The sequence below is a fragment of the Anaerotignum propionicum DSM 1682 genome (genome assembly GCF_001561955.1).
Classification (GTDB): Bacteria; Bacillota; Clostridia; order Lachnospirales; family Anaerotignaceae; genus Chakrabartyella; species Chakrabartyella propionicum.
On record NZ_CP014223.1, the window covers coordinates 817,895 to 833,541 of the forward strand.

A 15,647-nucleotide genomic window follows, 5' to 3' on the forward strand; every position below is an offset into this window, starting at 1 on the left:
TGTTATTAAGGATTCGATGTGATACAAAAAAGGTTCTATTCCTTTTGAGGTCGAGGAGGACTTATATGAAAGAAAAAGCAATGCAATGGGTTTTCTTGGCTGCTGCCAGTATCTCCATATTTGCAGTGGCATTAATCTGTATTTTCTTGTTTGCAAATGGCGTACCCGCAATTCATGAAATCGGCGTGGTTCAATTTCTCACGGGAATGAAATGGAAACCTACCAATAATATTTTCGGCATTTTCCCAATGATTTTAGGCAGTATCTATGTAACGGCGGGAGCAATTATCATTGGTGTGCCGATGGGAATTCTTTGTGCCGCTTTTTTAGCACATTTTTGTCCCAAAGGTCTTTATAAAATGATTAAGCCAGCGATTGAACTTTTGGCGGGCATCCCCTCTATTGTATATGGGTTTTTTGGTTTGGTGGTAATTGTGCCTATGATGCAAGAGTTGTTTGGAGGAAGCGGTAAAGGTGTTTTGACAGCTTCTATTCTTTTGGGAATCATGATTTTGCCTACCGTAATCGGTGTTTCAGAGGCGGCAATTCGGGCTGTGCCTAAGTATTATTATGAAGGTGCGCTGGCACTGGGAATTTCCCATGAGAGAAGTGTATTTTTTACTGTTTTACCTGCGGCAAAGCAGGGTATTCTTGCAGGGGTTGTTTTAGGAATTGGCCGTGCCATTGGGGAAACGATGGCGGTTATTATGGTTGCAGGCAATCAGGCGATTGTGCCCAAGGGATTGTTTAGCGGTGTGAGAACCTTGACGGCAAATATTGTAATGGAGATGGGCTATGCGGCAGATTTGCACAGAGAGGCGCTTTTAGGAACAGCGGTTGTTCTGTTTGTGTTTATTCTGTTGATTAATCTTAGTTTCTCCCTCTTAAAGAGGAGGGACTTTTGATGGATGCAATCAATAAAATTACATGGAGAGAGAAATTAAAAGGGTACAGGAAAGACCCATTTTCCGTATTGCTACTACTGTTGGTTATTTTGGCGGCACTTGTTACCGTGGGTGTGTTGGTTTCTCTGGTTGTTTATATCGTGATAAAGGGTGTCCCCAACATCACTTCGGAGCTGTTTGCTTGGAAATACAGCACCGAAAATGTTTCCATGATGCCTGCGATTATTAACACAATTACCATTACATTGCTTTCTCTGCTGTTCGCCGTACCTATCGGTATTTTTTCCGCAATCTATTTGGCTGAGTATGCAAAAAGAGGAAATCGGTTTATCCCTGTGGTTCGGTTGACAACAGAAACATTGGCAGGTATTCCCTCCATCGTATACGGCTTATTTGGTTATCTTTTGTTTAATATTCATTTGGGCTGGGGTTATAGTATCTTAGGTGGTGCGCTGACCTTAGCAATTATGATTTTACCTTTGATTATGCGTACCACAGAAGAAGCCCTGCTTTCTGTTTCTGACGCTTTTCGAGAAGGAAGCTTTGGACTTGGAGCCGGAAAGTTGCGTACGGTATTTCGTATTGTTCTGCCTTCTGCTGTTCCCGGGATCTTATCCGGCGTAATTCTGGCGATTGGCCGAATCGTTGGTGAAACGGCTGCGTTATTGTACCCCGCGGGCACGGCTCCAGTTGTACCCGGCAGTGTTATGGAATCAGGCAGAACCTTGGCGGTACATATGTATGCGCTGTTAAATGAAGGGCTTTACATGGATCAGGCCTATGCAACGGCAGTCATTTTATTGATATTGGTAATTGGTATTAATGCGCTTTCTGCGTTTATTGCTAAGAGAGTAGGAGTGAAGGAATGAGTAAAATATCCATTTCCGATTTGGAATTATATTACGGCAATTTTAAAGCATTAAAAGATATTTATTTAGAAGTGCCTGAAAATGAGATCACAGCTTTCATCGGACCTTCCGGTTGTGGAAAGTCTACATTATTGAAATCCCTAAACCGCATGAACGATTTGATTGAAGGATGCAGGATAACAGGACAGGTTTTGCTGGATGGAGAAGATATCTATAAAGGAATGGATATTAACCTTCTGCGTAAGCGGGTAGGTATGGTATTTCAAAAGCCCAATCCATTCCCTATGAGTATTTATGATAATGTTGCCTTTGGTCCACGAACCCATGGTGTGCGTTCCAAAGTAAAGCTGGACGAGATTGTTGAGAAGGCTCTGCGGGATGCAGCTATCTGGGATGAAGTAAAGGATCGATTAAAAAAGAATGCATTGGGCATGAGCGGCGGTCAGCAGCAAAGACTTTGTATTGCCCGAGCTTTAGCAGTACAACCTGAGGTATTGCTTATGGATGAACCTACAAGTGCCTTGGATCCCATCTCTACATCTCGTATTGAAGACCTTGCCTTAGAGTTGAAAAAGGAGTACACTATTGTTATGGTAACGCATAACATGCAGCAGGCGGCACGAATTTCTGACAATACGGCGTTTTTCCTTTTGGGCGAAGTTGTGGAATTTGGCAAGACGGAGGAGCTGTTCTCCATGCCAAAGGATAAACGCACAGAGGATTATATTACAGGGAGGTTTGGCTGATTATGGTTAGAAGTCGTTTTGATTCACAGTTAGAACAACTTGATGTAGAGATGATAAAAATGGGTGCATTATGCGAAGAGGCAATTAACGCATCAATGAAAGCTTTTTTGGAAAATGACGAAGCTGCTGCCAAGGTGGCAACGGAGAAGGAAAGCGATATTGACCGTAAAGAAAGAGACATTGAAGCTTTATGTATGCGTCTTTTGCTTCAGCAGCAGCCTGTTGCAAGGGATTTGCGATTGATTTCTTCCGCACTGAAAATGATTTCTGATATGGAGCGTATTGGTGATCAGGCGGCGGATATTGCAGAAATTACTGCTTTCTTAAAAAATAATGACACGAAAAGCAAATTGCACATTCGGGATATGGCGGCAGCAGCTATAAAAATGGTAACGGAAAGTGTTGATTCCTTTGTAAACAAGGATTTAAAGCTTGCCAAAAGCGTTATGGAATATGATGATGTTTTAGATAATCTATTTGTTGAAGTAAAACAAGAATTGATTGACTTAATTGGCAAGGATAAGGCCAATGGTGAATTATGCATTGATTTAATTATGATTGCAAAATATCTGGAACGTATTGGTGACCATGCAACAAATATTGCTGAATGGGTTGAATACTCCATAACCGGATGTCATGTAAAAATGGGAATGGAAGAAGGGAATAAATGATAACATACGAAGAAATTAGAAAAGATGAAGGAATTCGCACATATATCAGAAAGGCTGATGAATCTTTGGCGGCATTGGGTTATACGGAGCATTCATTTGCTCATGTAACCAAGGTCGCTGAGTCGGTAAAGTACATTTTGGAAACTTTGGGCTATACGCCCCATGAAGTTGAGTTAGGGCAAATTGCGGGATATTTGCACGATATCGGAAATTTGGTAAATAGGGTGGATCACTCCCAAAGTGGAGCGGTTATGGCTTTTCGAATTCTGGATAATTTAGATATGGAGCCGGAGGATATTGCCACTGTGGTCACTGCCATCGGAAATCATGACGAAGGCACGGGAATTCCCGTGAATGCCATTGCAGCAGCGCTGATTCTGGCGGATAAATCCGATGTACGCAGAAGTCGTGTAAGAAATGAGGATAAAACCTCCTTTGATATTCATGACAGAGTAAATTATTCGGTTAGAAAAGCAGTTTTGAAAATCAATGAGGAACACTCAATTATTAAACTGAAGCTGACGGTAGATACCCATTATGGCTCTGTTATGGATTACTTTGAAATCTTTTTAGGGCGTATGATTTTATGCCGAAAGGCAGCGGAAATGTTAGGCTTGAACTTTAAGTTGATGATAAATGAGCAGTCTTTGGTCTGAAAGGGTGTTGCGCTTTGATTTATTTGGTTGAGGATGACAACAGTATACGAGAACTTGTGGCTTATACTTTACACAGTGCGGGCTTTGTTGCGGAAGGCTTTGAGAAACCCTCCGCTTTTTGGGCTGCAATAGAAAAGGAAATACCCTCTCTCATCTTACTGGATTTGATGTTGCCAGAGGAAGATGGAATCAGTATTTTGAAAAAGCTCCGGGCTTCTTCAAAGACAAAAAAAGTACCAATTATATTGTTGACAGCAAAAGGAAGCGAATTTGATAAGGTAATTGGACTTGACAACGGTGCAGATGATTACGTTGCCAAGCCTTTTGGCATGATGGAGCTTCTTGCCCGAGTGAAAGCTCTTTTACGTCGTGCAGAGGGGGAAGAGGAATCTTCAGAGCATACCCTGGGAGGGTTATCTGTCAGCCAAGCCCGCCACGAAGTAACGGTAGATGGAAAAGAGGTAATCTTAACACTTAAGGAATTTGAGCTTCTGAGCTTGCTGATAGAAAACAAAGGGAAGGTACTGACACGAGATCAATTGTTGAACAGTATTTGGGGATATGGATTTGATGGAGAAAACCGAACGATTGATGTGCATATACGGACCCTTCGCCAAAAATTAGGCGATTGGGGACAAAATATTGAAACGGTGCGGGGCGTTGGATATAAGATTGGAGGCAGTCTGTGACAAAACGCATTTTTCGAGCTATATTTGGAGTAGCTATGGTTATGATGTTGTCTGTTGTTGTGCTGGTATTGGGCATGATGTATTCTTATTTTTCAGTACAGCAGCAGGAAGATTTGCGCAATCAGGCAGTATACATTGGTGCAGGAGTTCAAAAGGGTGGATTGGCATATCTTGAGCAGATGCAAAATCCTACTGATCGAATCACATGGATTGATGGGAATGGCGTTGTTCTGTTTGACTCTAAGGCAAACCCAAACGATATGGAAAATCATAAGGAACGCTACGAAGTATCCTCTGCACTTACAAATGGAGAGGGATTCAGTCAACGATATTCAAGAACCCTTTCTGAGAAAACGGTATATTTTGCTCTGCGTTTGCAGGATGGAACCGTTATTCGCATCTCTACTTTAACAACTACACCTCTTGCCTTATTTTTCACCATGACACAGCCATTACTTCTCATTTTAGTTGCTGCAATTGTACTTTCTGTATTATTGGCTTTCCAAACTGCAAAAAAAATTACGAAACCAATCAATGATGTTGATTTGGAGCAGCCTGAGCTGGCAGTTGTTTATGATGAATTGACGCCGCTACTGAGGCGAATTGCTGTACAAAATAAGCAAATTCATCGGCAGATGCGGGAGTTAAAGTGCCAAAAACAGGAGTTTGATACAATAACCTCAAATATGCAGGAAGGACTTTTGGTTTTGGATGCCCAAGGAGATGTATTATCCTATAATATGGGTGCACTCCACCTTATGGGGATAAATGCGCCCAGAGGACATATAAGTGTGTTTCAGCTAAACCGCAGTGAAGGTTTTCGTCGTTCTGTTGAATCAGCACTATCAGGCAATCACTGGGAAGAGAAAATCCAGATAGGCGGCAGGTGCTGTCAACTGTTTGCCAATCCAGTGGTACAGGAAGATGACCTTGCAGGAGCAATTTTACTTTTTTTTGATGTGACTGAGCGGGAAGAGGGGGAAAAAATTCGCAGAGAATTTACAGCAAATGTTTCTCATGAGTTAAAAACACCGCTGACCTCAATATCTGGTTTTGCAGAAATTATGAAAAACGGGATGGTACAAGGGGAAGATGTGCCTAGATTTGCGGAAAAAATTTACGATGAGGCCCAAAGGTTGATTCAGTTAGTTCAAGACATTATAAAGCTTTCTAAATTGGACGAGAAACAAAATGGAATGGAAAAGGAGACTGTGGATTTAGCGGATTTAATACAACAGGTTGTAAAGCGATTGGAGCCAGTTGCTGAGAATAAAGGCGTAATATTCTCTGTATCCACTGTACCTGTCATTTTTAACGGAGTGAAACAGGTATTGCAGGAAATGATTTATAATCTTTGCGATAATGCAATTCAATATAACTATGAAAATGGAAAGGTTTCTATTTCTCTGGAAGATAATGAGAAAGAAGTTGCGATTACTGTTGCCGATACGGGTATGGGGATTGCTACGGTTAATCAATCTCGAGTGTTTGAGCGTTTCTATCGGGTGAATGAAAGCCGTTCCAAGGAAACTGAAGGAACAGGATTAGGACTTTCTATTGTGAAACATGGTGCAATTTTGCATAATGGAAAAATCAATCTAAAAAGTGAGCTAAAAAAGGGCACGACAATTACACTTGTTTTACCCAAATGAAGCATTTTCTTTGAAAAAGGGGAGTATCCTTAAGTTAATATTAACTTTTAGGGTGCTCTTATTTTTCATTTTTGTTTTTATTGCAATGCAAAAAGTAGTTACTCAATAAAAAAGTAAAATAACACTTGACTTTTTTGTTGAAAAGTAGTTTTATTGAAGATGCGTTTTCATGAAATAGCAGAAAGCATTAAAAACAGACTAAAATTTTGTTCATTATTATCGAGTATTTGAGTGACAATTAGCTTGCATGCGAAATAAATATGTGTTAGAATTACCCCATAAGTAGGGGTTTAGTAAAAAAGACAAAATATACGCTATTTTCATTTTTTAAAAAAAAGTAACGTGGTATACTGTATTCAAAATACTTCGTTGCTTTTTTGTCGGGGTGAAATAGATATGAAAAAACGTTGCTTTTTTGTTAAACAAAGGGATGAAAACCCTTAAGTCGTTTGTCATATTTTTTGAAAATGATTTTTGCGAATATAAAAAGAAGAGTATTTTGCTAATTGAAATTATGAAAAGGGGAGTAAATAATGAAGGGTTTTGAAAGCAATGTTCAATATATCAAATACTTAGTAAACAAAGAAGTAGCGCAACGCTTTTTTCATGGTACGCTGGATAAATCAATCAATTCATACAGAGAAATTGCAGAGGCCATAATTCCCGGTCCCAAGGCAATGTTTCGCTGTTGCATTTATAAAGAAAGACATATTATAGAAGAACGTGTGCGATTGGTTTTGGAGCCTTCTAAGGATAATCGGGTTATTAACGTATTGAGCTCAGCTTGTGACGAATGTCCTATTGACCGCTTTGTTGTAACAGAAGCATGTCGAGGCTGTTTGGGGCATAAATGTCAAGAGGTCTGTCCAAGGAATGCCATCACCATCGTAAATCATCGTTCTTATATTAATCAAGCTCTTTGCATTGAATGTGGACGCTGTAAGCAGGCTTGCCCCTTTAATGCCATCAGTGAGGTTAAAAGGCCTTGCATTCGTTCCTGTGCAGTGGGGGCAGTGCAAATCAATGAAGAGAAAAAAGCGTTTATTGACCACGAGAAATGTATTTCCTGCGGTGCCTGTGTGTATCAGTGTCCCTTTGGAGCAATTGTGGATAAACCCTTTGTTTTAAATGTTTTGGATTTAATTCAACACTCTTGGAACAATACAAACTATCATGTGTATGCAATTGTGGCACCTGCCATTGCCAGTCAGTTTCCTGCGGTGAAGCTGGGCCAGGTTTTTGCAGCCATAAAGGAATTAGGTTTTTACGATGTCATCGAAGCAGCAATCGGCGGTGACATGGTAGCTGTTGCAGAAGCCAAGGAGTTTGAAGAAACCATTGATGAAAAGGGATGGAAAACAACCTCTTGCTGCCCTGCCTTTGTGGATTATGTTCGTAGAAATTATCCGCAATTTATGGATCACGTTTCCACAACAGTATCTCCTATGATTGCCCTTGCTAGAGCAATCCGGGAAAAGGATAATAAAGCGAAGGTTGTGTTTATTGGTCCTTGTATTGCGAAAAAGGTTGAAATTAAACAAGAGGACTTGGTGGGTGCTGTTGATTATGTTATTACCTTTGAAGAGTTAATGGCAACCTTTGATGCAAAAGGCTTTGATTTGAAAGAGTTCGAAGAAAGAAATGCCGGTGAACCATCATACTTTGGACGTATTTTCGGGAGAACGGGAGGCGTTGCCGAAAGCGTTGTAAAGGTTGCAGCGATGGAAGGGATTGAAAAAGAAATCAAACCAATTCATTGTAACGGTATTGATGAATGTATTAAAAATATGAAGCTGGCTTCCTTCGGTAAGCTGAATGCCAATCTATTGGAGGGTATGGCGTGTAAGAATGGCTGTACCGGGGGTTCTGCATCCTTAACCCACGATCAAAAGGGTATTGAGCTTTTGAATCGCTATGGCAAGGAAGCAACCACAGAAAGTCCTTTCGAGGGTATGAACGGTTATGATTTGAGTGTAGTTAATATGGAAAGAGAATTTCATTTGAAAGAGAAATAAGAGGGACACTCACAGGGAGGTAAAATGAAAACAAAACAATTGGTTCTAACCGCAGTATTATTGGCAATGTGCATTGTTTTCCAAAGTATGAAAGGAATTTCTGTTTATCTGACTGGCTCTGCGGTGAATACAATATTGGTTATGGCAACTTTGGCAGTTGGAACTTCAAGCGGCATTTTTATTGCGGTAATGAGTCCCATAATTGCTTATTTCATGGGTTTTACACCCATTATGCAATTGGTTCCCCTCATGATATTTGTAGTTATGATTGGTAATTTAACTTTGGTTTTACTGGCTGGAAGAGGAAGAAAAGAGAAGCTTCCTGCTTGGCTTGCCCTTGGCGCTATTTTAAAGGCTGCTGTATTGTGGCTTTTGGTTTGGTATGCAGTGCTTCCCTTCTTTGGTGGGGCTATACCTGAGAAGATGGTGGGAGTTGTGAAGACAACGTTCTCAATGACTCAGTTTATAACAGCGGCTATTGGATGTGCCATTGCCTTTGTGATCCATACCAGAGTAAAGCATTTATATGTGACAGAATAGAATCATTTAATATTTAAAGAGGTGTGTATGTGAAATACGCACCTCTTTAAAAAAGCATGGCGTTTAACATATATATAATATTATTGATAGCGGAGGGTACATAAAGTTGTACCCTCTTTTTTGATTTCAGCAAGGCATATTTACACATAATTCCCATCAAGCTTGCGAACGTGAAGATTAATGGATGTGGTACAGCAAGGAATTCCAAAAACAAATATAAGAGAATTAAATTTTTGAGCATGTCCTTTCGAATAGAGATACAAATAATTTTTATTCCATAGGATATTCTTTGTTTACAGTATTCAATGAATTAAGATGCAACATATATACATTGTGAATACGCTTATCATAAGTTTGAATTCATAGGCCTTCTTGAGGATTTATTTGGTAAGAATGCCATACAATGACTGACGATACAATGAAATTTAGGTGGGACATTTATTGACAAACCTAAAAAAAGATATATAATGATAGTCAATATGTATTCGAAAAAATGCATTCATATAAATTTGGAATTATATTTATGCTTTTTTTGCAGCGGTTTAAATGCACGTCATCAAAAATCAGAGTTTTTAATCTTACTTGAGGTGAAAAAGATGAAGTTGAACGAAGAAATTAAAAAGCTGAAGGAAAAGAATGATGTGACGATTTTGGCGCATTATTACGTAAGCGGAGACGTACAGGATATTGCAGATTATGTGGGCGATTCTTACTATTTAAGCAAGGTTGCAACTGAGGTTTCACAAAAAACCATATTATTCTGCGGTGTCAAATTTATGGGAGAAAGCGCAAAAATTTTAAATCCGGAAAAGCGTGTTGTAATGGTGGATGAGTCAGCGGATTGTCCTATGGCGCATATGATTGATGAAGAAACAATACAGAGTATAAAAGCAAAGCATGATGATATTGCTGTTGTTTGTTATATTAATTCCAGTGCTGCGATTAAAGCTCTCTCGGATGTATGCGTAACTTCATCCAATGCATTTAAAATTGTATCGAGTTTACCAGAGAAAAACATTTTGTTTATTCCGGATAATAATCTGGGGACATACTTATCTACAAAGATCAAAGAGAAAAATTTTATTTTTCATCAAGGTTACTGTCCTGTTCATCAAGATATACATATGGAAGATGTGATAAGGGCGAAAGAAGAGCACCCAAAGGTTAAAGTTTTAGCTCACCCAGAATGCAGAATTGAGGTACTAAACTTAGCGGATTTTATAGGAAGCACATCTGAGATTATTGATTATGCTACAAAAAGCAGTGATGAAAGTTTTATTATAGCTACGGAGGATGGGATTTTACATCAGCTTGGCAACAAAAATCCCAATAAGACTTTTTATCTTGTGAATGAAAATCAGCAGTGCTTTGGTATGAAGCTGAATACACTTTCTAAGGTTTATGGGATTTTGAATTCCATGGAAAATGAAATATTATTAGATGAAGATTTAAGGCAAAAAGCAAAAGTTCCTTTAACAAAAATGCATGAATTGGCTCAATGATAAAAACGCACCATGTGACTGTTGGCAAGGGGTATTTTGAAAGAAGGTATCGTTGTGATAAAGGAAGCTGATGTTGTTATTGTTGGAAGCGGTGCAGCAGGATTGTATTGTGCTTTGAATATTCCGGATCATTATAAAATTATAGTGATTACAAAGAAGCAGCCGGAGGATAGCGATTCGTTTTTAGCCCAAGGAGGCATTTCTGTCCTAAGGGATAATGATGATTATGATGCATATTTTGAAGATACGTTAAAGGCCGGAAGATATAAAAACAACAAAGATTCAGTTGAGATTCTCATTCGCTCATCTCGCAGTGTCATAGAAGATTTGGTCAGGCTGGGCGTAAATTTTGACCAAGATGGCAGTGATTTTTCTTATACAAGAGAGGGGGCTCACTCCGTCAATAGAATTTTGCACCATAAGGATGTTACCGGTAAGGAAATTACTGAGAAACTACTGGAGCAGGTGAGACACAAAAGCAACATTACAATCGTTCCTTTTGTAACGATGATTGATATTTTGGAGAAGAATCATACATGTACAGGTGTGGTTTTAAAGGACCAAGCAAATACCATTTCTACCATATCCGCCCGAGCGGTAGTTTGGGCAACAGGGGGGATTGGCGGTTTATTTGAGCACTCTACCAATATGAACCATATTACGGGAGATGCTATCGCCATTGCGGTAAAACACAATGTGAAATTAATTGATATGAATTATGTGCAAATTCATCCCACAACCCTATTTTCCAAAGGAGAAGGCAGAAGCTTTTTGATTTCTGAGGCTGTTAGAGGCGAGGGTGCCATACTTTTGAACAAGGATGGACAACGTTTTGTGGATGAATTATTGCCTAGAGATGTTGTAAGTGCGGCAATTTATGAACAAATGAAAAAGGATGGAACGGATTACGTTTATCTATCTATGCAACATATGACTGGGGAAAAGATCAGAGAAAGATTTCCTAATATTTATGAAAAGTGTTTGGAAGAAGGGTATCATTTAGAGACGGATCTTCTTCCGGTTACTCCTGCGCAGCATTATTTTATGGGTGGCGTTCAAATTAATGAGGATGGCAAGACCTCAATGAAGAATTTATTCGCAGTTGGGGAGACAAGCTGTAACGGTGTTCACGGTGCTAACCGCTTGGCTAGCAATTCTCTTTTGGAGGCATTGGTTTTCTCAAAAAGAGCGGCTTTTATGATTGGCGAAGGTCTTAAAAGTGGGGCATTAGAGAATGGAGCAGAAATAATCGACTATACGCAATATAAAAATACAGAAGCCTTGGAAAAGGAATATCACTTATTGGTTTGGAATGAAATAAGCAAAGGAAGTGTTGAATATGCTGGACTGTGTAAGCATGAAGGTTAATGTAGAATATTATATTAAGGCTGCGTTGAAAGAGGATATCACCAGTGAAGATATCACAACAAATGCAATTGTAGACCCAAAAACACAAGGCTGTGCCCAACTGATATGTAAACAGGCGGGCGTTATTGCCGGGCTTGAGGTTTTTCGTTTGGTTTTTGAACTTCTTGACCCTTCAGCGCGCTTTGAAACGGAGTTTAAGGATGGGGATTTGGTAGAAAACGGAACCTTAGTAGGAACTGTTTATGGCAGTGTCAGAACATTATTAACCTGTGAGCGAACTGCTTTGAATTTTTTGCAGAGAATGAGTGGTATTGCAACCTATACAAGGGAATGTGTTGAGGTTATGAAGACTTATAAAACAAAATTATTGGATACGAGAAAGACAACGCCTAATATGCGTATTTTTGAGAAATATGCGGTAAAAGTTGGGGGCGGAAGCAATCACAGATACAACTTATCAGATGGGATTTTGATTAAAGATAACCACATTGCAGCAGCAGGAGGCATTGCTGAGGCAGTCAGGCTGACCAAGGAATATGCACCATTTGTGCGCAAAATTGAGGTTGAGGCAGAAAGCTTTGAAATGGTGAAAGAAGCGCTAGGAGCTGGCGCAGATATTATTATGCTGGATAATATGGATAACGACACATTGAGAAAATCTGTTGAGCGCATTGGTGGCAAAGCAAAAACCGAATGTTCGGGAAATGTGACCAAGGAGCGACTGAAAGAGCTTTGTGAAATTGGGGTGGATTATATTTCTTGTGGTGCGCTCACCCACTCTGCACCTATTTTAGATTTTTCTCTTAAAAATTTGAAAAACTTAGATTGATGAGAATAAAAAATCTTCATGAATTGGGGTTAGGGTATTAAAAAGACCTTATTGCATTGCAAAAATTTGCCTTGTAATAAGGTTTTTGTTTTTAGGTTTATTTATATCACTATAGTTATTGAAAGCTATTTTCATAACTGAAAGACCATATTGGTGGAGGAAAAAATATTTGTATGACTTTCTGAGCAGGCTCTACTTATATTTTTCGTAATAACCATTTTTGGTTATCGCAATTACAGGTTAGTTCATATATTTTTTCTATGCCATTTATGATGCTACTACAGAGAAAACAGAGGGTTTGACTGCCGCCAAATCTATTTTTTTCTGTTTGTAGGATACGATCCACCTTTACTGTGGTGGTTTCGCCGTTATCCTCCATGCGAAATCGCACGGGAGTAACGGTTCCGTCTTTTGCTGTCCAGGAAATCATATCAATATTTTTATTCAAAAGCTTCATGCAGAGAACCTCCTTGATAGAACTTAATATGACTATAACAGAACTTACGTTCTTTATCAATGGTAAATTTATACCAATATGCGAATAAATGTTTTTTGGTTACAATAAGAGAAAATTGTATAAATAGGAATGGATTTGCATAAAAAATACTAATATGATATACAAAAAAAATTGCAAATGGGGGCGGGAATTCTCCAAAGTGCAAGGCGCAAAATCGTTGCAAAACCTTTCTTGTGTCTGTATAATAAAGCGTATGGTATAACGGAGAAGAAGAAAAGTTACCCAGAAAGGACAAGTGTATGTACGAAAAAATTTCTATACCCGAAATCTTTGGAATGAATGTATTCAATGACGCAATGATGCGCGAACATTTGCCAAAGCAAGTCTACAAGGAATTAAAGAACACCATTGAAAGAGGAGAAATGTTGAATTCCTCTATCGCAGATATTATTGCAAATGCCATGAAGGACTGGGCTGTGGAAAGAGGGGCAACCCATTATACCCATTGGTTTCAACCTATGACAGGAATTACCGCAGAAAAGCATGATTCCTTTTTGACAGCGCCCATAAATGGAAAGGCAATTATGGAGTTTTCAGGCAAGGAGTTAATCAAAGGGGAATCTGATGCATCATCCTTTCCTTCCGGCGGTTTGCGTGCAACCTTTGAGGCAAGAGGCTATACGGCGTGGGACTGTACATCACCTGCATTTTTAAGAGAGGATGCGGCAGGAATTACTCTATATATTCCAACAGCTTTTTGCTCCTATACAGGGGAAGCATTGGATAAAAAAACTCCGTTGCTCCGTTCTGTTGAGGCTGTTTCCAAACAGGCTATTCGTATTTTGCATTTGTTTGGGAACACAACTGCAAAGAGAATTAATGTATATTCAGGAGCAGAACAGGAGTACTTCTTGATTGACCGCACGTTGTATCAGCAGAGAAAAGATTTGATTTTTACAGGAAGAACTCTTTTTGGCGCGGCGCCACCAAAGGGTCAGGAATTGGATGACCATTATTTTGGCAGTATTAAAGAAAGAGTTGCGTGCTTTATGCGAGAGCTAAACATAGAGCTTTGGAAACTTGGTGTGACTGCAAAAACACAGCATAATGAAGTAGCTCCTGCACAGCACGAACTTGCACCTATTTATGATGATTGCAACCGTGCCGCTGACCATAACCAATTGGTAATGGAGGCAATGAAGCGTATTGCGGGACATCATAATCTGACTTGTTTACTTCACGAAAAGCCCTTTGCAGGTGTGAATGGCAGTGGCAAGCATAATAACTGGTCTTTGGGAACGGATGACGGGCAGAATCTTTTGGATCCCGGTAAAACACCTCATGAAAATGCTCAATTTTTAGTGTTTTTAACTGCAATTATCAAGGGTGTGGATAAATATTCTGAGCTGTTGCGATTGGCAGCAGCTAACCCCGGCAATGACCATCGCTTGGGTAAGCAGGAAGCCCCTCCGGCTATTATTTCTATTTTTCTGGGAGATCAGCTTTTAGATATTTTTGATCAGATTGAGCATGGTGGAGCGACCAGCAGCATTCAGGGTGGAAAAATGCGTGTTGGTGTAAATACCCTTCCGTATTTGAAGAGAGATGCAACTGACCGAAACAGAACTTCTCCGTTTGCGTTTACTGGAAATAAGTTTGAGTTCCGTATGCCTCCATCCTCCGGTTCTATTTCAGGTCCTAATTTTGTATTGAATACCATTGTTGCCGATGTTTTGGCGGAGTTTGCCGATGAATTGGAGAAGGCGGAGGATTTCAATACGGCGGTACATGAATTAATCAGAAAAACCTATGCAGACCATAAGCGCATTATTTTTGATGGAAATGGCTATGCTGAAGAGTGGTTGCAAGAGGCAGAGAGCAGAGGACTTAGCAATATTACAAATATGGTGGATTCCATTCCTTATTTGGTAGATGAAAAAGCCATCGCGCTATTTGAACGTCATAAGGTATTGAACCGTGTGGAATTGCATTCCCGCTCTGAAATTTTGTATGAAACTTATATTAAACAAATCAACATAGAGGCAAGAGCGATGATTGATATTGCTTCTAAGCAAATTCGCCCTGCCATCGTAAAATATGCAGGCGAAGTTGCAACCTCTCTGGCTGCCATGAAAGCAGCAGGTTTTGATGCGTCTGTAGAGGAAGAACTGCTGATGGAAATCAATGATAATATGAAAGCTTTCCAAGAGGCATTGAAACATCTGTCTGAAGTTACCCAAGAGGCGGCTAAGCTTAAGAATAATAGCAAATTGCAAGCGATTTTCTATCGTGATCAAGTATTTAAGGTAATGGAAGAATTGCGTAAGCCAGCGGATAGACTAGAGTTTTTGGTAGATGAAAAAGCGTGGCCTTTCCCTACCTATGGTGAGTTGCTATATAACGTATGATAATCTTGTAGGACAACAGTAGGATTTTTAGAAAAACCCCCATTTTTTTCTCATAAATTTTGAGAATAATGGGGGTTTTTTTGCGAAAACTAAAGCATAACTCAATGCATGACGAAATGAATTTCGTTGTTTGACAAATAAAAATAATTATAAAAAATATGCATATAAATCAATAATAAATATAAAAAATTGCTAAAAGTTTTGCAGACATGTATTTTTTTTGAAAAATAAATAAATATTAAAAAATGTTTTTTTTAGATACCTGTGGAAAATACACTTTATTTTCTTGCAAACCATAAATGAATGCGCTATAATGTATACACAGAATAGTGGATTGAAA

The 15,647-nt window shown here is 39.3% G+C and carries 14 protein-coding genes; 13 read left to right on the top strand and 1 reads right to left on the bottom strand.

Translation table 11 applies throughout. The features are described from left to right. The first annotated feature begins 65 nt into the window (after positions 1-65). From pstC to nadC, 12 genes are all read left to right on the top strand, one after another. Positions 66-905 carry a phosphate ABC transporter permease subunit PstC gene (gene pstC / locus CPRO_RS03980; protein WP_066048075.1) on the top strand — a complete coding sequence of 280 codons (840 nt, stop codon included), beginning with the start codon at positions 66-68 and terminating at the stop codon, positions 903-905. Beyond that, a complete protein-coding gene (gene pstA, locus CPRO_RS03985) occupies positions 905-1,774 on the top strand; it encodes a phosphate ABC transporter permease PstA (RefSeq protein WP_066048076.1) in 870 nt (289 codons plus the stop codon). The genes pstC and pstA overlap by 1 nt, the downstream gene beginning before the upstream one ends. Continuing rightward, positions 1,771-2,520: a phosphate ABC transporter ATP-binding protein PstB gene (gene pstB, locus CPRO_RS03990; RefSeq protein ID WP_066048077.1), complete on the top strand. Its 750-nt coding sequence runs from the start codon at positions 1,771-1,773 to the stop codon at positions 2,518-2,520. Before pstA ends, pstB begins: the two co-directional genes overlap by 4 nt. Positions 2,521-2,522: 2 nt before the next feature. Next, positions 2,523-3,191 carry a phosphate signaling complex protein PhoU gene (gene phoU, locus CPRO_RS03995; protein WP_066048080.1) on the top strand — a complete coding sequence of 223 codons (669 nt, stop codon included), beginning with the start codon at positions 2,523-2,525 and terminating at the stop codon, positions 3,189-3,191. After that, positions 3,188-3,847, top strand: coding sequence for an HD domain-containing protein (locus tag CPRO_RS04000; RefSeq protein ID WP_066048081.1), 660 nt, complete (start codon positions 3,188-3,190; stop codon positions 3,845-3,847). Before phoU ends, CPRO_RS04000 begins: the two co-directional genes overlap by 4 nt. A 14-nt stretch (positions 3,848-3,861) precedes the next feature. Then, on the top strand, positions 3,862-4,536 hold the full coding sequence (locus CPRO_RS04005) for a response regulator transcription factor (RefSeq protein WP_066048083.1): 675 nt from the start codon (positions 3,862-3,864) through the stop codon (positions 4,534-4,536). Further along, complete coding sequence (locus tag CPRO_RS04010) at positions 4,533-6,188, top strand: ATP-binding protein (protein ID WP_066048085.1); 1,656 nt, start codon at positions 4,533-4,535, stop codon at positions 6,186-6,188. Before CPRO_RS04005 ends, CPRO_RS04010 begins: the two co-directional genes overlap by 4 nt. A gap of 533 nt (positions 6,189-6,721) precedes the next feature. Beyond that, a complete protein-coding gene (locus CPRO_RS04015; protein WP_066048087.1) occupies positions 6,722-8,203 on the top strand; it encodes a 4Fe-4S dicluster domain-containing protein in 1,482 nt (493 codons plus the stop codon). Between the two features lie 24 nt (positions 8,204-8,227). Next, positions 8,228-8,743, top strand: a complete 516-nt coding sequence (locus CPRO_RS04020; RefSeq protein ID WP_066048089.1) for an ECF transporter S component — start codon at positions 8,228-8,230, stop codon at positions 8,741-8,743. A gap of 596 nt (positions 8,744-9,339) precedes the next feature. Next, complete coding sequence (nadA, locus tag CPRO_RS04025; protein ID WP_066053676.1) at positions 9,340-10,245, top strand: quinolinate synthase NadA; 906 nt, start codon at positions 9,340-9,342, stop codon at positions 10,243-10,245. A 57-nt stretch (positions 10,246-10,302) separates the two neighbouring features. Further along, on the top strand, positions 10,303-11,613 hold the full coding sequence (locus tag CPRO_RS04030) for an L-aspartate oxidase (protein ID WP_066053679.1): 1,311 nt from the start codon (positions 10,303-10,305) through the stop codon (positions 11,611-11,613). Continuing rightward, a complete protein-coding gene (gene nadC, locus CPRO_RS04035; RefSeq protein ID WP_066048090.1) occupies positions 11,585-12,442 on the top strand; it encodes a carboxylating nicotinate-nucleotide diphosphorylase in 858 nt (285 codons plus the stop codon). Before CPRO_RS04030 ends, nadC begins: the two co-directional genes overlap by 29 nt. 196 nt (positions 12,443-12,638) lie before the next feature. Here nadC and CPRO_RS04040 read toward each other — a convergent pair whose 3' ends face one another. Continuing rightward, a complete protein-coding gene (locus tag CPRO_RS04040; protein WP_066048091.1) occupies positions 12,639-12,899 on the bottom strand; it encodes a hypothetical protein in 261 nt (86 codons plus the stop codon). A gap of 299 nt (positions 12,900-13,198) precedes the next feature. On the opposite strand from CPRO_RS04040, the gene CPRO_RS04045 reads away from it, so the two are divergent. Then, on the top strand, positions 13,199-15,307 hold the full coding sequence (locus tag CPRO_RS04045) for a glutamine synthetase III family protein (protein WP_066048093.1): 2,109 nt from the start codon (positions 13,199-13,201) through the stop codon (positions 15,305-15,307). The last annotated feature ends 340 nt before the right edge of the window (positions 15,308-15,647 follow it).